The sequence below is a fragment of the Streptomyces stelliscabiei genome (assembly GCF_014873495.1).
GTDB lineage: Bacteria > Actinomycetota > Actinomycetes > Streptomycetales > Streptomycetaceae > Streptomyces > Streptomyces bottropensis.
The window spans coordinates 8517926-8536366 of record NZ_JADBGF010000001.1 but is presented as its reverse complement, the minus strand read 5'-3'; the positions used below and the strand labels follow the sequence as shown (position 1 = coordinate 8536366).

Below are 18441 nucleotides of genomic sequence, written 5' to 3'. Positions count from 1 at the left end.
GCCGGCGCCCGGTGGGCCGCGGGGAACGGGATGATGGGTTTTTGATGGTCTGCTGCGGGTTGTACGAGGGGCCCCGCGCCCCAAGACTGACAGAGGCGAGGACGCCGCGAAAGCTCGCCCGCGAGCGGGCCACCACCGGGTACGGCGGCACCCGCCGGGAGCGGACCGAAAGGACACACCCCACATGGCACTACTGGAGGACAGAGTCGTCCTCGTCAACGGCGGCAGCCAGGGCGTCGGCGCGGGCATCGTCCGCGCGGCCCTCGGCGAGGGCGCGACCGTCGCCTTCACCGGCCGTCGCGCCGAGATCGGCGAGAAGCTGGCGGCGGACACCGGCGCCACGTTCGTCCGGGCCGACCTGACGGACCCGGCGCAGGTGCGCGGCGCCGTGGACCGGGTGGTCGCCGCCCACGGCCGGGTCGACAGCCTGGTCAACGCGGCCGGTCTGACCTCCCGCGGCTCGCTCCTCGACACCTCCCCCGACCTGTTCGACGCGCACATCGCGATCAACCTGCGCGCCCCCTTCTTCGCGATGCAGGCCGTGGTCGAGCACCTGGTGGGCCGCTCGGCGCCCGGCACGATCGTCAACATCGGCTCCAACTGCGCGCACGGCGGCCCCCCGAACCTGGCCCCCTACTCCGCCGCGAAGGCCGGCCTGGCGGGCCTGACCCGCAACGCCGCCCACGCCCACCGCTGGGACCGGATCCGGATCAACGACCTCAACATCGGCTGGACGGAGACCGAGGGCGAGGACGCGATCCAGCGGGAGTTCCACGGGGCGGGCGACGACTGGCGGGAGCGTGCCGCCGAGCGCCTGCCGATGGGCAAGCTCGGCCAGGTCGACGAGATCGCCGACTTCGTCGTCCTCCTGCTGTCCGACCGCAGCGGCGTGGTGACGGGCTCCGTGATCGACTGGGACCAGAACGTCTTCGGCGCCCAGGACTGACCGCTCCCGCCCCTCTCCTTCCCCCTCGCCTCCTTCTGCTTCCCCTGCTTCTCCCGCTTCTTCAGCACATCCGAAAGGGACACTCGATCATGCGCATTGGCATCCTGGGGCTGGGCCGCATCGGCGCCTTCCACGCCGGGACTCTCGCCGGGCTCGACGTGGTGGAGCAGCTGGTGGTCTCCGACCCGCTGGCCGCGGCCGCCGCCTCCGCCGCCGAGAAGTACGGCGCCACCGTGGCCGACTCGCCGGAGGCCGTCTTCGCCTCCGGCATCGACGGCGTCGTGGTCACCGCCGCGACCGACGCGCACCCGGGGCTGATCCTGGCCGCGGTCGAGGCGGGCATCCCGGTCTTCTGCGAGAAGCCGGTGGCGAAGACCATCGAGGAGAGCCTCGCTGTGCTGCGCGCCGTCGAAGGCGGCGACGTGCAGGTCCAGATCGGCTTCAACCGCCGCTTCGACGCGGGCTGTGTGACCGCGCGGCAGGCCTTCCTGGACGGCGAACTCGGCGATCTGCACACCGTCCGCTCGACGACCCTGGACCCGGCGCCCCCGCCGGCCGGCTACGTGGCGTCCTCCGGCGGCATCTTCCGGGACTGCGCGGTGCACGACTTCGACGTCGTCCGCTGGGTCACGGGCCGGGAGGTCGTGGAGGTCTACGCGACCGGCGGCAACCGCGGCGCGGCGTACATCGAGGAGGCCGGCGACGTCGACACCGCCTCCGCGCTCCTCACCTTCGACGACGGCACGATCGGCGTCATCTCCAACTCCCGTCACAACGCCCGTGGTTACGACGTCCGCCTGGAGCTCCACGGCATGAAGGACAGCATCGCCGCCGGCCTCGACACCCAGCTGCCGCTGCGCTCCGCCGAGCCGGGCGTGACCTTCCCCGCCGGTCCCCCGCACAACTTCTTCATGGACCGCTTCGCCCCCGCCTACCGCGCCGAACTCACCGCCTTCACCGAGGTCGTCGCCGGCACCCGCACCTCCCCCTGCACCGTCGCCGACGCCATCGAGGCCAGCTGGATCGCCGAGGCGGCGACCCTGTCGGTGGCCGAGCACCGGCCGGTACGGCTGGACGAGGTGCGCCGACAGGTCGGCTGAGGGTCCGAGCCCGGCACGAGCGGGGCCGCGCGGCCGGGTGGAGGTCCCGCCCGGCCACACGGCCCCACCGCATCAGGAACTGGAACGCACGACCAGCCGGGTGGGCAGGATCAGCGGGGTGGGATCCTGGCCGTCGACGATCGCGGCGAGCATGCGCGCCATCTCGCGCCCGAGGGCCGCGATGGGCTGGTGGACGGTGGTGAGCGGCGGATCGGCGATCCGGGCCACGGCCAGGTCGTCGAAACCGACCACCGCCACGTCCCCGGGGACCGGCCGGCCCGCCTGACGCAGGGTGCGCAGCGCCCCCGCCCCCATGTTGTCGCTGGCCGCGAACACGCCGTCCACGTCCGGGTGTTCGGCCAGCAACGCGGCCATGACGGCAGCTCCCCCGGCCTCGGTGAAGTCGCCCTCGCGCGGGGGGAACGGATCGAGCCCGGCCGCCAGCACGGCGTCCCGGTAGCCGCGGTACCGGGCACGCCCCGCCTCGGTGTCCATGCGCCCGCAGATCGCCGCCACCCGCGTCCTGCCGCGTGCGAGCAGGTGCTCGGTCGCCGCGCGGGCTCCGCCGGTGTTGTCGACGTCCACGTACCAGCGCGGGACCGTCCCGACCGGGCGTCCGCCGAACACCACCGGCAGGTCCGACTCCTCGGCCGCCCGGGCCAGCGGATCGTCCTCGCGCAGCGCCATCATCATCACGCCGTCGGCGCCCTTGCAGCGGAGCAGCTCCGCCACCCGTTTGCGTCCCCGGTCGGAGGCGGCCAGGCACAGCATCAGATGCAGGTCGGCCTCCTCCAGAGCGGCCGACGCCCCCACGATCACCTGGGCGAAGAACGGATCCGCGAAGATCGACGGTTCCTCTCCGGAGATGACCAGAGCGGCCGCGCCCGTCTGCCGGGTGGCCAGGGCGCGGGCGCTCGGATCGGGTACGTAACCGAGCTGCCGGACGGCCCGCTCGACCGCCTCGCGCTTCGAACGGCTGACGTGCGGTGCGTTGTTGAGGACACGGGAGGCCACGGACCGGCTGACCCCGGCGAGTTCGGCCACGGCGTCGAGGGTGGGCCGCCGACGCGCCGGATCCGCCACCATGACCACGAGCCCCTTCCCGTCGCCCCGTCGGCCCCCGTCAGCCTCATGGACATCCATCGGCCGCCGCGGGTCCGAAAGCTGGGAGCGCTTCCGGTCCCAAAGACCGTAGAGCCTCGAACTCGCCCTGTACAGACGGCGGTTCACACCTCGCCCCTTGACAGTTCTCCCAGGCGGCCACACGATACCCAGCACACCCCGAAGGTTCTCAGCGCCACTGGGAGCGCTTCCAGTGGGAGCGCTCCCAACATCCGGGGAACGCCGCACCACCGCACTTCCTCAGCGCGTCACCCGCTCGGGACGAGAGCGCGTGACGTGTCCCTCCCAGGAATTCGAGGTGATGTCATGCGCCGCAGACTCCGCGTCCTGACGGCAGCGCTCTTCGCCCTGCCGCTGGCGCTCACCGTCGCGCCGTCCGCCCACGCGGCCGACCCGACCTCCATGACCAGCGGGTTCTACGTGGACCCCGACTCCAGCGCGAAGAGGTGGGTGGCGGCCAATCCCGGCGACGGCCGGGCGTCCGCGATCAACGCCTCCGTCGCCAACACCCCGACGGCCCGCTGGTTCGGCTCCTGGAGCGGGGCCGTCGGCACCGCCACCGGCGCGTACACGGGCGCCGCGGACAGCCGCGACAAGCTGCCCCTCCTGGTCGCGTACAACATCTACAACCGCGACTACTGCGGCGGGCACTCCGCCGGCGGGGCCGCCTCACCGTCCGCCTACGCGAGCTGGATCGCCCAGTTCGCGGGCGGGATCGGCAACCGCCCGGCCCTGGTCGTCCTGGAGCCCGACTCCCTCGGGGACTACGGCTGCATGAACCAGGCCCAGATCACCGAACGCCAGAACATGCTCAGCGGCGCCGTCTCCCAGTTCGCCCGCCAGGCCCCCAACACCTGGGTCTACATGGACGCCGGCAACCCCGCCTGGACGGACGCGGGGACCATGGCCCGGCGCCTGCACGAGGCCGGCGTCCGGCAGGCCCACGGCTTCTCGCTCAACGTCTCCAACTACCTCACCACCGCCGAGAACACCGCCTACGGCAACGCCGTCAACAGTCAGCTCAGCGCCCGCTACGGCTACACCAAGCCCTTCGTCGTGGACACCAGCCGCAACGGCAACGGCTCCAACGGCCAGTGGTGCAACCCCTCGGGCCGCCGCATCGGCCCCGCCACCCAGCAGGGCGGAGGCGCCGAGATGCTGCTGTGGATCAAGGTCCCGGGTGAGTCCGACGGCAACTGCGGCGTCGGATCCGGCTCCTCGGCGGGCCAGTTCCTGCCCGAGGTCGCCTACAAGATGATCTACGGCTACTGATCCCGGACCCCCTCGCGGGCGTACGGGATCAGCGCTCGCGCCGGTGGCCGCCCCCCGACGGTCACCGGCGCGCGTCCGTCAGGAGACGGGGGGCACGTCCTTGCAGTCGGGTACGCCGTCCAGCCAGGCCGGGCCCTTGATGTAGATGTTGGTGACCCAGGCCTTGTAGTCGGGCAGGTAGGACCAGACGTCGTTCTCGTAGCCCTCCGCCTTCACCAGCTCCGCGTGCTTCTGGCAGTACACGCGGATGGTGGTCGAGTACGGGAAGGCGTAGACACGGCCGGACCCGATGCGGGGCTCCTCCTTGGTCCAGACGTCGGTGCCCCACGTCTGGTGGATGTGACCGGTGACCTGACCGGTGTTGACACGGACCGCGCCGAAGTAGTCGCCGCCGAGGCGGACGTCACTGACCATCAGCCGGGTTCCGGACTGCTTGGCCTCGACCATCTTGCCCGCGCCGAGGTAGATGGCGATGTGGTGCAGGTCCTTCTTGGTGCCGTAGGCCAGCAGGTCGCCCGGGACGAGCGGGGCGAGGCCCTGGGCGGCGGTGAAGCGGGCGGCGGCGCGGTGCGTGTAGTACTGCTGGCTGGCCACGCCGTTGAGGATGTCCGTGCCGCCCGCGGCCTGGGCGTACGCGTACCGCACGAGGCCGGAGCAGTCGAAACCGCGCCGCTCGGGGTCGTGTTCACTGGCCGGGTCGGTGGGGTCCACCTGCCCGTAGGTGGCCCCCGGCTGGGCGCCGTGGCCGCCGCCCCACGAGTACCAGGTGCCCGCGGCGACCTCGGCGCAGGCCGCGGCGATCGCCCGCTCGGCGGCGGCCGAGGCGCCGGGCGCGAGGACGCCGCAGCCGGCGGCGGGGGCGGCCGGTGCCGCCGAGGCCGTGGACACCGGTGCCCAGAGGAGCAGGGCCATGAGTGTGATCAGTGTGCGGATGACATTGGTCCGGCTCACCATGCCGGAACCCCCGTTTCCTGAAGGTTTCGATGGACTGGGTGGTGGTGGTCGGACAGCAGCCTGCTCGACCCGCGCCCCGCTCGTCGAGATCCGGGTGTCGCCCCCTGCCGACGGGCAACGGGAAACACCTGGGAAACCCCTCGCGAGCAGGGCGGTTGCCGAGCGGCAACGAATCGCCCCGGCCTGTCGCTCAACGCGGCCCGCACGGTGACGAGTCCGCCGGGACGGGCACCCCGGGCAGCAGTCTCGCGCGTTCCTCGGGCCCGATGCCGGTACGCAACCGGCAGATGTCCGCCAGCCGGGCGCCGGGGTCGAGGTCCCACAGCCGTACGGTGCCGTCCGTGCTGCTGCTGGCCACGGTCCGCCCGTCGGGGGCGAAGTCGACGCTCCACACCGCGTTCGTATGACCGGTGAGCGTCGCCCACGGCCGCCGTCCGGCGATGTCCCACAGGCGTACCGTACGGTCGTTGCCGCTGCTGGCGAGGGTGCGGCCGTCCGGGCTGAAGGCCACCCCCCGCACCGCGCCCGAGTGGCCGCTCAGCGCGGACTCGAAGCGGCGGCTCCGGACGTCCCACAGGCGTACGGTCCCGTCATTGCCACTGCTGGCGAGGGTGCGGCCGTCCGGGCTGAAGGCCACCCCCCGCACCGCGCCCGAGTGGCCGGTGAGCGCGGCGAGTTCGCGGTGTCCGGCGACGTCCCACAGCCGTACGGTCAGATCGTCGCCGGCGCCGGCCAGGGTGCGGCCGTCGGGACTGAACGCGACGTCGTTGACGAAGTCCTTGTGGCCGCGGAGCACGGCGAGCTGCCGACGCTTTGCCACGTCCCACAGGCGCACCGTGTGGTCGGAGCCCGCCGAGGCGAGGGTCCGCCCGTCGGGAGAGAAGGCGACGGAGAAGACCTGCCCGCCGTGCCCGGTCAGCTTCTTCAGCGCCTGGTGCCCCGCGACGTCCCACAGCCGGACCGTGCCGTCGGAGCCCGCCGAGGCGAGGGTCCGCCCGTCGGGAGAGAAGGCCACCGAGAACACGGTCTCGGTGTGCCCTTCCAGGGCTGCCACGAGGGTGTGCGTCCGCGCGTCCCACAGCCGTACGGAGTGGTCGGCGTCGGCGGTGGCCAGCAGTTTCCCGTCGGGGCTGTAGGCGGTCTGCCAGACCTCCGTGAACGGACGCGAGGTCAGGACCGCCCCGTGCAGGTCCCACAGGACGACCGACTGGTCGAAACCGGCCGTGGCCAGCAGGGCGCCGTCGGAGGTCACGGCCACCCCGAGGACGTAGTCGGTGTGTCCGGCGAGGACCAGGGTCTGCCGGCCGCCGCGCACGTCCCACAGCCGGGTCGTCCCGTCGCCGACCGCGCCGACGACCGTGGTCCCGTCCGGGGTGAAGGCGACGGCGTTGATGTCGTCGCTGCTCCCCGTGAACGTGTCGGTCAGCCGTCTGTCGCCGACGTCCCACAGCCGGACCGTCCGGTCGACGCCGGCGGAGGCCACCGTCCTGCCGTCCGGCGAGAAGGCGACACCCAGCACGTCGTCGGCGTGCCCCTTGAGCGCGTCGACGAGCCGGGCCCGGCCGGTGTCCCAGAGCCGTACGGCGCGGTCGGTGCCGGCGGAGGCGAGCATCCGGCCGTCGGGGGCGTAGGCCAGCGCGTTGACGCCGCCCTTGTGGCCGGGGAGGGCGGTGGTGAGCCGGGGGCGGGGGCCGGTGTCCCACAGCTGGACGGTCCCGTCGGCGGCGGCGACGGCGAGGGTTCCTCCGCGCGGGTCGAAGGCGACCGAGCGCGCGCCCTGGGTACGGCCGCCGAGCGTGCCCGTCCTGCGATGGCCGCCGGTGGTGCTCCACAGGGTCACCGGCCCGTCGGTCGACGTCACCGCGATCGTGCGGCCGTCCGCGCCGAAGGCGACCGAGCGTACGCGCCCGGCGACGGTGATCCGGGCGAGGACGCGGTGGCCGCCGGCCGTGCGGCGCAGGACGACCGTGCCGTCGGAGCTGGCTGTCGCGAGGCTGCGGCCGTCGGGCGCGAAGGCGACCGCGTTGACCGGGCCGCGATGTCCGTCGAGCCGGGCGGAGAAGGGCTGTGACTGGGTGCTGAGCAGGGCGCCGCGGGCCTCGGCGGTGGGCGCGGTCCGGTAGGCCTGCTCCGCGAGGAGCATCGACGCCTCCGGCCGGCCCCCGGCGAGCGACGCGGAGCGCGCGGCGAGGGCCTGGGAGCGGGCGACGCGTTCCTGGTCGAGGGCGCTCTCGCGCTGCTGGTAGGCGAATCCTCCGGCGGTGACGGCGAGGGCCAGCAGCACGGCGAGCGTGGCGAGCATGGACTGCCGCAGCCGTACCTGCCGCCGGGTCTGGCCGCGGCGCGCGTCCTCCTCGGCCTGACTGGCCCTCAGGAACGCCTCCTCGTCGGGGCCGAGCCTGCTCCAGCCGTCCGACTCCTCGGCCCACGCCCGCACGGTGTCGAGGCGGGTGCCCCGGTAGAGGGCGGACGGGTCGCGGCCCTCGCGCTCCCATTCGGCGGCCGCGTGGGCGAGTTGCTGGTGCAGCAGGAGTCCGGCCCGGTCGGCGTGGATCCAGCCGCGCAGCCGGGGCCAGGCGTGCAGCAGCGCCTCGTGGGTGATCTCGACGGTGTCGCTGTCCATCGTGATGAGCCGGGCCCGGACGAAGGCGTCGAGCGCGGCGGCGGCCCCGTCCGCGTCGCCGAGCCGCGCCATCAGGGCGTCCCGGCTCATCCGGCGGCGGGTCGCCCCGGCCCCGTCCATGACGAGCACCAGCCGGGACAGGATGCGGCGGATCGTCTTCTGCTCGGCGGGATACAGGTGCGCGAACACGTTCTCGGCGGTGCGGGCGACCGCTCCCTGGATGCCGCCCGCCCGTTCGTACCCGTCGACGGTCAGCGCGGAGTCCCGGCGCCGCTGCCAGGTGGCGAGCAGCGCGTGGGAGACCAGCGGGAGCGCGCCGGAGGGCGTCTCGTCGGAGCCGATCGCGGAACCCCGGGGGCGCGGGTCCGGGTCGTCGCGCAGTCCCGCGTCCCGCAGCAGCAGCGGGACCAGGCCGGGTTCGAGGGTGAGCCCGGCGAGTTCCGCCGGGAGGGTGACGGACTCCCGGAGTTCCGCCACGGTCATCGGGGACAGGACGAACAGTCCGTCGGTGAAGACGGGGGCCAGCTCGGGCAGGCCCAGACAGCTGCCGGTGAAGTCGGCGCGGACCCCGAGCACCACGACGGCGGGCGGGTGCGGACACTCCGCCGGCCGGGCGGTGGCGAGGGCGCACAGCACACGGGCGAAGGAGCGGCGTTCGTCCTCGTCCGTGCAGAGGGTGAACAGTTCCTCGAACTGGTCGACGATCAGGACCGGTCGGGGCGGTGGGGGCCGCCGCTCGCCGGGTGCCTCCGGCGGGGCGTGCGATCTGGCCCGTACGGCGCCGAGGAGGGCGCCCGGGTCGTCCCGCACCTCCTCGGCGGTGAGGCCGAGGTCGCTGCCCAGCGCCTTCGCGGTGCGTTCCAGCAGTTCGTCCAGGGGGCGGGCGGTGGGGGTGAGGTGGATGACCGGCCAGCGGTCGGCACCCGGCATGGGGAGGTCGCCGCGTCCGAGCGCGGGGACGAGACCGGCGTTGAGCAGGGACGACTTGCCGGCACCGGACGGGGCGACGAGCATCAGCGGTCCGCTGCCCACCCGTTCGAAGATCCGCTCCACCAGTGCGGCCGTGGCACGCTCGCGGCCGAAGAACCACTCCGCGTCCTGCGGGGTGAACGCCGACAGGCCGCGGTACGGACACACTCCGTCGGACGGGGGTGGTGTGGTGTCTGAGCCGGGCTCGCGGTGCGGTGTCTGGCGTACCAGGCGCAGCAGTTCGCCCTCGGCGCCCAGCACCTGGTCGCAGAGGCGGGCGACGTCGACAGTGGCGCGTTTCGTACCGGTCTCGATCTTGCTGAGGTAGCCCTTGCTGTAGTGGGTGCGGCGGGCCAGGTCGGTGAGTGACAGTCCGCGTTCGCGCCGCAGTCGGCGCAGTTGGGCGGGGAAGGACAGCGTGGTCGGCGCGGTCCCGTCCGCGTCGTCGCGAGGATCTGGCTCGACTCCGAGCTGCGGGTCCCCCAAGGTGTCCCCCAAGGCAGTGCGGCCGTGAGACGGCGGATGCCCAGGTTACTGTCGGGGTGGTGAGAGCGACCAAATCATTCACCCGGAGTGGCGAAAACACGACGCCCGGAACCGCGGGCAGATGCGGTTCCGGACGTCGTCTCCCCCGTGCCTCGGCGCCTCGTCCCCCGTGGCGCCCGAGGGTTACGGGTTGAGGCGGATCGAGTTGATCGGCGTCATGTACTTGTCGATCGACCAGCCGCCGCCGGGGAGGTAGCCCTCGCAGCCCGTGCCGTTGTACCCGGTGCAGGTCTGCAGGGTGGCGCCGCCGGTCTGGTTGTTGATGATGCGGTGGGTCCCGACCATGTTGCTGAGGTTGTGGTAGCCGTACGTGTAGTACTTGTGCGACGGCACGTCGTTGTTCCAGCCCGCGTTCTCCGGGTAGATACAGACGTACCCGTCCGGGCAGCCGTGGCTGGTGGCGGCCTGCGCCTGGGTCGCGGTGGCGGTCATCACCGCGCCGGCTGCCAGTACCAGTGCCGCCGCGGTCCGCATCGCCTTGAGCTTGCGCATCGTTCCCCCTTGGTCGTGGGTCCTGCTGTGTGCTGTCGACATCAGAGTTGCCCCGGCCACCGACCGAGGTCGACGGGTTTCCTGTTGCCCTCCTGTGAGCCGCCCGGGAAACCGGCCATGAGCTGCGGTGATACCGGCCGGAGGCAACGCCGGTGATCTCTGGGACGGACAAGCGGAACCCTGTCTCGCACAATCCGCGCCCAACCCATTGACGCGAACATGCCCCCCTCTTATCTTCTGATCGAACTTCCGCACAAGAGCCGATATATCGAACAACATCCCACGCCTCAGGGCAGTTCGCGCAAAGACGGGACGAGCGTTGAACAGAACCCGCAGGGCGGTCCTCGCCCTCCTGACCTCGGTGGCCGCCCTGCTGGGCCTCACCACCGCCCTCGCCTCCCCGGCCGGAGCCGCCCACCCGGCTGCCGGGCAGGTGACGCGGTACACGATGACCGCGTTCACGAACAGCAGCGAGTCGAACATGTACGTCTACGACTCGCCGGACGCGACCGGCTTCACCCTCCGCAAGGGCCCGGCCTACACCCCGCCCTCCGGCCTGATCCGCGACCCCAGCATCTTCAAGCACACGGACGGCTACTACTACCTGACCTACACCACGCGCACCTGGTCGGCGCTCTCCACCACCATCGGCTTCGCCCGCTCCACCGACCGCCTCAACTGGACCTTCCTGTACGACTACACGGTCCCGATCAGCGGCCTGCAGCGCGCCTGGGCGCCCGAGTGGTTCGTCGACACCAACGGCAGCGTCAACATCATCCTGTCCGCGTCCGTCGCGGCCGACGGAGAGTACATCTTCAAGCCGTACAAGCTGACGGCCACCAACTCCGCCCTCACCGCCTGGTCCGCGCCCACCGTGCTCTCCGGCATCGGCCCGAACTACATCGACACCTTCGTCGTCAAGGTCGGCTCGACCTACCACGCGTTCACCAAGAACGAGACGACCAAGTACATCGAGTACGCCACCGCCTCCAGCCTCACCGGCCCGTACACCATCCGCAAGACGGGCAACTGGGCGGGCTTCGGCTCCGGGATGGAGGGCCCGGCACTCGTCCAGCTCGACAACGGAGGCTGGCGGATCTACTACGACGCCTACGGCGCGGGGCAGTACTGGTACAGCGACAGCTACGACGGCTTCGCCACGTGGTCGACCCCGACACAGCTCCCGGGCCTCACCGGCTTCGTCCGCCATCTGACGGTCCTCAAGGAGACCGTGTCCGGCGGTGTCACCCTCCCCACCAACACCACCCGCTCCCTGCAGTCCGTCAACTACACCGGCCGCTACGCCGTGACCCGGTCCGACAACCTCGGCTACGTCGACCCGGTGACGTCCTCCAGCACCACCGCCGTCAAGCAGAGCGCCACCTTCACGGTCGTGCCCGGCCTCGCGGACGCCAACTGCTACTCCTTCCGCACCCCCACCGGCCGCTACCTGCGCCACTGGGACTACCGGATCCGCTCCGACGCGGACGACGGCACGGCCGTGTTCGACAAGGACGCCACGTACTGCGCCCGCCCGGGCACGGCCTCCGGCTCGGTCCGCCTTGAGTCGTACAACTACCCCGGCCGCTACATCCGCCACTACAACTACGAACTGCGCCTGGACACCTACGAGGCCACGGACACCTTCCGCACCGACAGCGGCTTCACAGCGGTGAGCCCCTGGGCCTGACCTCATTGAGCCCCCCGCGCCCCGGTTTTCAGGGGCGCGGGGAACTGCGCGACAAGCCCCCACCGGACCCGCGAATGGGGGTCAAAGGGGCGCAGCCCCTTGAGGATGGGACGGGTAGGGGCGGCGGGGGCGAGAAAAACTCGCCCCCGCCCTCCCCCTAACCCACTGCCACAGCCCCCGGCGCCGCCGCATACCCGGCAGGCCGCGCCGTGAACGTCCCCCGCCCCTGCGTCCGGCTACGCAACCGCGTCGCGTACCCGAACAGCTCGGCGAGCGGCACGACCGCGGTGACGACCACAGAGCCACCCCGGGTCACGGAATCCGTGACCCGCCCCCGCCGAGCCGCCAGATCCCCCAGCACCCCACCCACGGCATCGGCGGGCACGGTGACCGTGACATCGGCGACGGGCTCCAGCAGCCCCATCACAGCGACGCGCATGGCCTCCCGAAGCCCGAGCCGCCCCGCGGTACGGAACGCCATCTCCGAGGAGTCCTTGGAGTGGGTCGCCCCGTCCGTCAGCGTCACGCTCAGCCCGGTCACCCGATGCCCGCCGAGGGGCCCCTCGGCGAGGGCGTCCCGGCAGCCGGCCTCGACCGCGCGGACGTACTCCTGCGGCACCCGCCCACCGACGACGGTCGAGCGGAACACGAAGCCCGTCGCGGCACCGTCGCCCTCCGCCTCCAGGGGTGCCACGTCGAGGACGACATGGGCGAACTGCCCCGCCCCGCCGTCCTGTTTGACGTGCCGGTAGACCAGCCCGGACACCCCGCGCACGACCGTCTCGCGATGGGCGACGCGAGGCCGGCCGACGGCGACGTCGAGCCCATGGCTCTGCCGGACCTTCTCCACCGCCACCTCCAGATGCAGTTCGCCCATGCCGGACAGCAGGGTCTGCCCGGTCTCGGGGTCGGTCCGCACGACCAGCGAGGGGTCCTCCTCGGCCAGCCGCGCGAGGGCCGTCGCGAGCCGGTCGGTGTCGGTGCTCCTGCGGGCCTCGACGGCCACCGACACCACCGGGTCGGCGACGGACGGGGGTTCGAGGAGCAGCGGGGCCGACGGCGCGCACAGGGTGGTGCCCGCGCGGGCCGACTTCAGCCCGACCACCGCGACGATGTCACCGGCCACCGCGTGGTCCAGCTCGGCGTGCCGGTCGGCCCGCACCCGCAGGATCCGGCCGATCCGCTCGGTGCGCCGCGTGCCCGCGTCCAGCACGGTGTCCCCCTTCCGGATCGTTCCCGAGTACAGCCGCAGATAGGTCAGCCGTCCCGTGGCCGTGGCGCTCACCTTGAACGCCAGCGCCGCGAGCGGCACGGTCGCGTCGGCCGGGCGCTCCCGCTCCGTCCCGTCGTGCGTACCGCGCACGGGCGGTACGTCCAGCGGCGAGGGCAGATACGCCACGACCGCGTCGAGCAGCGGTTCGATGCCACGGTTGCGGTAGGCCGAGCCGCACAGCACGACCACGCCCTCACCCGTGCGGGTCAGGTCGCGCAGCGCCGAGGCCAGCGTCCGCGCGCTCAGTGTGGACTCGGCGCAGAACTCCTCCAGCGCCAGGGGATGCAGTTCCGCCACCGCCTCCTCCAGCAGCCGTCGGCGTCCTCGCGCCTCCTCCCGCAGGTCGTCCGGCATCGGAACCTCCGCGGCCGTGTCGTCGCCGTCCGCCCAGACCAGCGCCCGCATCCGGAGCAGGTCCACCACTCCGACGAAGGTGTCCTCCCGGCCGATCGGCAACTGCACCACCAGCGGCACCGGATGGAGCCGTCGCCGGATCGAGTCGACGGCCGTGTCGAGGTCGGCGCCCGCGCGGTCCAGCTTGTTGACGAAGGCGATACGCGGGACGCCGTGCCGGTCGGCCTGCCGCCACACCGACTCGCTCTGCGGCTCGACCCCGGCGACCGCGTCGAACACGGCGATCGCGCCGTCGAGCACCCTGAGCGAACGCTCCACCTCGTCGGCGAAGTCGACATGGCCCGGGGTGTCGATCAGGTTGATCCGGTGCCCGTCCCAGGCGCAGCTCACGGCCGCCGCGAAGATGGTGATGCCGCGGTCGCGCTCCTGCGGGTCGAAGTCGGTGACGGTGGTGCCGTCGTGGACCTCTCCGCGCTTGTGCGTGGTCCCGGTGGCGTACAGGAACCGCTCGGTGACGGTGGTCTTGCCGGCGTCGACGTGGGCGAGGATGCCCAGGTTGCGGACGGCGGTCAGAGGGTCGGCGTGGGTGGTGACGGTGCTGCGCATGGCCCGTGGCCCTTTCAGCTGAGCTGTTTCGGGGCAGCGCGATTCCCGTACGGGGACGGCGGACGCCTGGAAGGTGTGCGCGGACGGAGCTGTCGCTCCGTCACGCGCACAGGGGTTCGACGTCAGACGTGCGTCACGGGCATCCGGTACCGGCCGCGCAGCGGGCACCGGACCGACGAGGACACGAGGATCACCTCGTACAGGGAACGGGGAACGACGACGGCGGTGCGGTCGCACATGGCCGGGCTCCCCTCTCTCGTCACTTGGTGCGGTGAGTCTAGGGACGGCGACGGGGCCGGGTCACCGCATTTTCCGCCGGGTGCCTCACTCGGCCCTGATGTCGTCCACGTGGACGACGCCCTTGGTCACCGTCCCGCCACCCCTGCCGAGATACAGATTGAACGCCGTCACCTTGGCCAGACGGGCCGCGTCGAGCACGGCGGTGGCGTGCTCGGTGTCCCAGGGAGCGGGCTCGAACTCGCCGAAGGGGACCTTGATCTCCTGCCCGCTCGTGTCGTCCAGCGGAAACCTGTACTGGAACGCGACTCCGTCGGCGACGATCTCGAGCGCCCCGGCGTTCTCCGAGCCGTCGCCCCGCAGCCACAACGCCAGGGAGGTGAAGCCGGACCAGTCCGCGACGACCGGCCGGCCGATGCCGGTGAAGGCGGCGCCGGTGAAGTCGTAGGCGTAGGCCAGTCCGTAGGAGCCCGAGGACTTGTGGTCGGGCGACAGGGTGAGGGTGTGGGTGTTGAGGTGGGTGTACGCCTCGCCGAGGGCGACATCGTCCCCGGCGTACCCCTCGAAGTCGTCGATCCAGCCGGCGGGCAGGGGGGCGGCCTCGCCGAGGAGGACGACGACGGAGTCGGTGAGGGTCTCACCGCCCACCCGCGCGCGCACGGTGAGGGTCGCCGAGCCCTTCTTGCGCGAGGCCGCGCCGATCGACCAGGTGGCCGAGTGGTAGCCGTCCGCGTCCAGGCACAGGGGTCGGGCCCGCCCGCCGTCCACGGAGTAGGTGACCCGGCTCGCCCGCGCGGGCGTGACCCGCACCCGGACGGTGGTCCTGGCGGCCGTCACGCGCTGCCGGTCCGTGGGTGTCACCAGATGCACGGACGGGCCGTTCCTGACGGCGGTGGTGCGGGCGGCGAACACTCCCCGCAGATCGGAGGCGAAGAGAGTGTAGGGATCCTGGTGGAACCGGACGAAGTCCGGCAGCAGGGCGTGACCCGGGTACGGCACGTAGGCGCGCTTGGTGCCTCCGAAGTTGGCCCACGTGGGCATGTAGGTCACCCGGCGGGCCAGCGGGTCCGCCTCGACGGCCCGCAGCAGCCGCGTGAACCACTGCGGGTCGCGGACCTCGGTGCCGCTCTCCCCGAACTCGGTGAGGGCCGGCACCTTGTCCCGCTCGTCGGCCAGCCGGACCACCATCGCCAGGTCCCGCACCAGGCCGTCGAGCCAGGGGGTCGGTCCGGCGCCCTCGTCGTAGGAGTCGTAACCGAGGACGTCGACGAAGCGGTCGCCGGGGTAGGTCCTGAGGTAGCCGGCCGGGTCCCCACCGAGGCTGGAGTTGGGCGAGTAGGCGTAGAGGAGATTGTGTACGCCCTTGGTGTCGCGCAGGTACTCGACGGTGTAGCGGAACAGCTCGATGAACTCGCCCGAGGTGGTGTGACCGGCGCCCCACCAGAACCAGCCCCCGTTGTTCTCGTGGAAGGGCCGGAAGATGACGGGGATGGCGGTGCCGTCCGGGCGCCGCGCGCCCTTGACGGCCTTCGCGACGCGGTCGAGGAACCGGTTGAAGCGCGCGTGCCGCGCGCCGCCGGGGAGGATCTGGCCGACGACCCGGCCCGAGGTGTCGCGGAAGTCCCTGCCGGTGACGAAGTTCGGCATGTGGGCGCTGAGGGTGTTGATCCCACCGCGCGCGTCCCCCTGCCGGATGCACCGGCTGAGCGCGGCGATGTTCTCGGCGTCGGTGCCGTTCTCGGCGCCGGGGCGTTCGTCGCCGTCGAGGACGAGGGTGTCCCAGCCGAAGACCGCGGGGTAGTCGCCCACCGCCGCTCTGGTGTCGGACGCCCTGCCGTCGGGTGTGGTGAAGGTGAAGCCGTAGGTCAGGTCGTGCTGGTGCCCGAACAGGATGCCTCTGCCCTGCTGCCGCTTCAGGTACGCGAACAGCGCGCGGGTGGCGGGAGTCGCCCTGTCGTCGACGATCCGGACCGGCGTCGGCGTGCCGGGCGGCTCCGAGGGGGAGGTGGCCGTGGCGGCCACGGATGTCCGGGTGCCGGCCGCCGCGGCGACCGCGGCACCCAGGAGGATGAACGCGCGACGCTTCAGGGGGGAAATGGGCATGTGTCTCTCCGGCACGTGTGGGGGTCCTTCCCGTGACGCGGTCGGCCGGCCGAGAAGGGCGTCCTGGTCGGGGACAGCACCGGCACGTGACACGCGTGTGGTTCAAGTGCCGCTATTTGACTAGAGGTTGAGAGGAAAGGAAAGAGCCTGAGCGCGAGCGGGTTGCCTGAAAGGATCACGGGACCCTGCAGGTGTGACATCACCTGGGGCATCACCTGGGCCACGAGAACGGGAAGGGCCCCGACCTACCGGTCGGGGCCCTTCGCATGCTCATCGCCGTAGCGAGTGTCCGAGGGGGGACTTGAACCCCCACGCCCGATAAAGGGCACTAGCACCTCAAGCTAGCGCGTCTGCCATTCCGCCACCCGGACCAGGTGTCCGTCGCCTTGCCAGGAGTGCTCCCGGCGGCGACACGGACAACAATACCAAGACTTCGGAGTGCCCTTCACCTGCATATCCGGGCCCCGGACGGGGCCGTGCGGGCCTCCTCACGCGGACCCGCACGACCTCACCCGCGGTGATCGGACGATCACGTCGCGGCCGTCTCAGGCCGCGGGCGGCATGAGGTGGTATCCGGGGAAGTTCCCCGGCAGCCTCTCCCCCGCCGGACCGCGCGTGACGGCCTTCACCAGCAGGTCGCCGCCGACGAAGGCGCCCCGCCAGGAGGCGCCGAAGCCCCCGAACAGTTCGTCGCGGTCGCCGCGGGAGCGGGGTGTGCCGTGGCCGACCTTGAACGCCCGGATCTGGGGGGCGAGCCGCTCGTACGTCGCCCGGTCGTCGGTGGAGAGGGTGGCGACGAGCGCTCCGTTGGAGGCGTTCATGGCGGCGAGCAGTTCGGCCTCTGTGTCGACCAGGACGATCGTGTCGACGGGGCCGAAGGGTTCCGCGTGGTGGAGCGGGGAGGACGGGGGCGGGTTGAGGAGAGTGACGGGCTGGACGTACGCGCCGGCGTCCTGGCCGGGCAGGAAGCGCGCGTCGGTGAGCCGGCCCCGGTGCAGCGGGACGGCACCCCGGTCGACGGCCTCGGCGACCTGGTCGGCCAGCTCCTTGGCCTTGGCCGCGTTGATGACGGGCCCGAAGTCCAGCTTCGGGTACGGGTCGTCGGGGTGCTCCACGGCCAGCGGGTGGCCGACTCTGAGGGTGCGGACCGCCGGGAGGTAGGCCGCGAGGAACTCGTCGAACAGTTCCCGCTGGACGACGAAGCGCGGATACGCCGTGCAGCGCTGCTTGCCGTAGTCGAAGAGCTTGGGGACGACGGCGGCGAGGGTGTCCCAGTCGGTGTGGTTCCAGATGCCCCAGGTGTTCAGCCCCTCCTGCTCCAGGACGTGCGGTTTGCCCAGGTCGGCGACGGCGGTGGCCACGGCGGCGCCGGTGTCGCGGCCGCCGACGAAGGAGACGCAGCCGATCTCCGGGGCCCGCACGAGCGCCTCCGACAGCTCGCCCCCGCTGCCGCTGACGAGGGCGACGGGCAGGCCCTCGCGGGCGGCGAGGGCGGTGGCCAGGGTGAGGCAGGCGACGCCGCCGTCGGTCGGGGTCTTGGCGATCACCGCGTTCCCCGCCAGCGCCTGGACCAGCATCGCGTGGACGAGGACGCTCATCGGGTAGTTCCAGCTCGCGATGTTGGAGACCGGCCCGTCGAGGGGGACCCGGCCTTCGAGCATGGGTTCGACTCCGTCGACGTACCAGCGGACGCCGTCGATGGCCCGGTCGACGTCGGCCTGCGCGAGCCGCCAGGGTTTGCCGATCTCCCAGACGAGGAGCAGGGCGAGCAGTTCGCGGTGGTGGGTGAGGGCGTCGAGGGTGGCGGCGACCCGGGCGCGGCGTTCGTCGAGGGGGACGTGGCGCCAGGCCCGGTGCTGGTCGAGGGAGGCCCTGACCGCCTGGTGGGCGATGACCCCGTCCAGGCGGGGCGGGCCGGCGACGGGACGTCCGTCGACGGGGCTGGTGGCGGGCAGGGCCCGGCCGTCGGCCCGCCAGGCGGCGCCCCAGTGGTTGAGGACACGGTCGTCCCGGAAGGCCTCGGGGGCGATGGTCAGACAGCGCTGCCAGGCATCGGTCCAGGTCGTGCCGGACTTCAGGGTGAGGGGGGCGAGGGTGGGTGGTGTCATGGGGTTCTCCGCTCTCGGTGCACGGTCGGGGGCGGGGGCCGCGTCG

At 72.3% G+C, this 18441-nt stretch carries 11 protein-coding genes and 1 tRNA gene; 4 read left to right on the top strand and 8 right to left on the bottom strand.

The annotated features are described in order from the left end of the window. Positions 1-184 precede the first annotated feature (184 nt). Both H4687_RS37545 and H4687_RS37540 read left to right on the top strand, forming a co-directional pair. Positions 185-946: an SDR family oxidoreductase gene (locus tag H4687_RS37545; protein ID WP_005484830.1), complete on the top strand. Its 762-nt coding sequence runs from the start codon at positions 185-187 to the stop codon at positions 944-946. Positions 947-1035: 89 nt separating this feature from the next. After that, complete coding sequence (locus H4687_RS37540; RefSeq protein WP_046917360.1) at positions 1036-2046, top strand: Gfo/Idh/MocA family protein; 1011 nt, start codon at positions 1036-1038, stop codon at positions 2044-2046. A gap of 72 nt (positions 2047-2118) precedes the next feature. On the opposite strand, the gene H4687_RS37535 is transcribed toward H4687_RS37540, so the two are convergent. Beyond that, positions 2119-3132 (bottom strand): LacI family DNA-binding transcriptional regulator, encoded by a 1014-nt coding sequence (locus H4687_RS37535; protein WP_046917371.1) that lies wholly within the window; start codon positions 3130-3132, stop codon positions 2119-2121. Between the two features lie 342 nt (positions 3133-3474). Between H4687_RS37535 and H4687_RS37530 the strand changes: the two genes are divergently transcribed. Next, on the top strand, positions 3475-4440 hold the full coding sequence (locus H4687_RS37530; protein WP_046917361.1) for a glycoside hydrolase family 6 protein: 966 nt from the start codon (positions 3475-3477) through the stop codon (positions 4438-4440). A gap of 78 nt (positions 4441-4518) precedes the next feature. Here the strand turns inward: H4687_RS37530 and H4687_RS37525 are convergent, their stop codons facing one another. The 3 genes from H4687_RS37525 to H4687_RS37515 all read right to left on the bottom strand — a co-directional run bounded on the left by H4687_RS37525 (position 4519) and on the right by H4687_RS37515 (position 10024). After that, the gene (locus tag H4687_RS37525) at positions 4519-5394 is read right to left on the bottom strand and encodes an NlpC/P60 family protein (protein WP_046917362.1); all 876 of its coding nucleotides are present in this window, start codon (positions 5392-5394) and stop codon (positions 4519-4521) included. Between the two features lie 190 nt (positions 5395-5584). Beyond that, positions 5585-9472: a WD40 repeat domain-containing protein gene (locus tag H4687_RS37520; protein WP_046917363.1), complete on the bottom strand. Its 3888-nt coding sequence runs from the start codon at positions 9470-9472 to the stop codon at positions 5585-5587. A gap of 183 nt (positions 9473-9655) precedes the next feature. Then, on the bottom strand, positions 9656-10024 hold the full coding sequence (locus H4687_RS37515; RefSeq protein WP_046917364.1) for a hypothetical protein: 369 nt from the start codon (positions 10022-10024) through the stop codon (positions 9656-9658). A gap of 319 nt (positions 10025-10343) precedes the next feature. Between H4687_RS37515 and H4687_RS37510 the strand changes: the two genes are divergently transcribed. After that, complete coding sequence (locus H4687_RS37510; protein WP_046917365.1) at positions 10344-11714, top strand: glycoside hydrolase family 43 protein; 1371 nt, start codon at positions 10344-10346, stop codon at positions 11712-11714. Positions 11715-11871: 157 nt separating this feature from the next. Here the strand turns inward: H4687_RS37510 and fusA are convergent, their stop codons facing one another. The 4 genes from fusA to H4687_RS37490 all read right to left on the bottom strand — a co-directional run bounded on the left by fusA (position 11872) and on the right by H4687_RS37490 (position 18395). Continuing rightward, positions 11872-13947 (bottom strand): elongation factor G, encoded by a 2076-nt coding sequence (fusA, locus tag H4687_RS37505; RefSeq protein WP_192781763.1) that lies wholly within the window; start codon positions 13945-13947, stop codon positions 11872-11874. Between the two features lie 324 nt (positions 13948-14271). Continuing rightward, positions 14272-16287: a glycosyl hydrolase gene (locus H4687_RS37500; RefSeq protein ID WP_046919141.1), complete on the bottom strand. Its 2016-nt coding sequence runs from the start codon at positions 16285-16287 to the stop codon at positions 14272-14274. 286 nt (positions 16288-16573) lie between these two features. Further along, a tRNA-Leu gene (locus H4687_RS37495) sits at positions 16574-16658 on the bottom strand. A gap of 174 nt (positions 16659-16832) precedes the next feature. Continuing rightward, the gene (locus H4687_RS37490; protein WP_046919140.1) at positions 16833-18395 is read right to left on the bottom strand and encodes an aldehyde dehydrogenase family protein; all 1563 of its coding nucleotides are present in this window, start codon (positions 18393-18395) and stop codon (positions 16833-16835) included. Positions 18396-18441 lie beyond the last annotated feature (46 nt).

Bases quoted from the DNA above. Each gene is read 5' to 3' on its own strand.
- H4687_RS37545 (WP_005484830.1), top strand. From the start codon at position 185: ATGGCACTACTGGAGGACAGAGTCGTCCTCGTCAACGGCGGCAGCCAG.
- H4687_RS37540 (WP_046917360.1), top strand. From the start codon at position 1,036: ATGCGCATTGGCATCCTGGGGCTGGGCCGCATCGGCGCCTTCCACGCC.
- H4687_RS37535 (WP_046917371.1), bottom strand. From the start codon at position 3,132: ATGGTGGCGGATCCGGCGCGTCGGCGGCCCACCCTCGACGCCGTGGCC.
- H4687_RS37530 (WP_046917361.1), top strand. From the start codon at position 3,475: ATGCGCCGCAGACTCCGCGTCCTGACGGCAGCGCTCTTCGCCCTGCCG.
- H4687_RS37525 (WP_046917362.1), bottom strand. From the start codon at position 5,394: ATGGTGAGCCGGACCAATGTCATCCGCACACTGATCACACTCATGGCC.
- H4687_RS37515 (WP_046917364.1), bottom strand. From the start codon at position 10,024: ATGCGCAAGCTCAAGGCGATGCGGACCGCGGCGGCACTGGTACTGGCA.
- fusA (WP_192781763.1), bottom strand. From the start codon at position 13,947: ATGCGCAGCACCGTCACCACCCACGCCGACCCTCTGACCGCCGTCCGC.
- H4687_RS37500 (WP_046919141.1), bottom strand. From the start codon at position 16,287: ATGCCCATTTCCCCCCTGAAGCGTCGCGCGTTCATCCTCCTGGGTGCC.
- H4687_RS37490 (WP_046919140.1), bottom strand. From the start codon at position 18,395: ATGACACCACCCACCCTCGCCCCCCTCACCCTGAAGTCCGGCACGACC.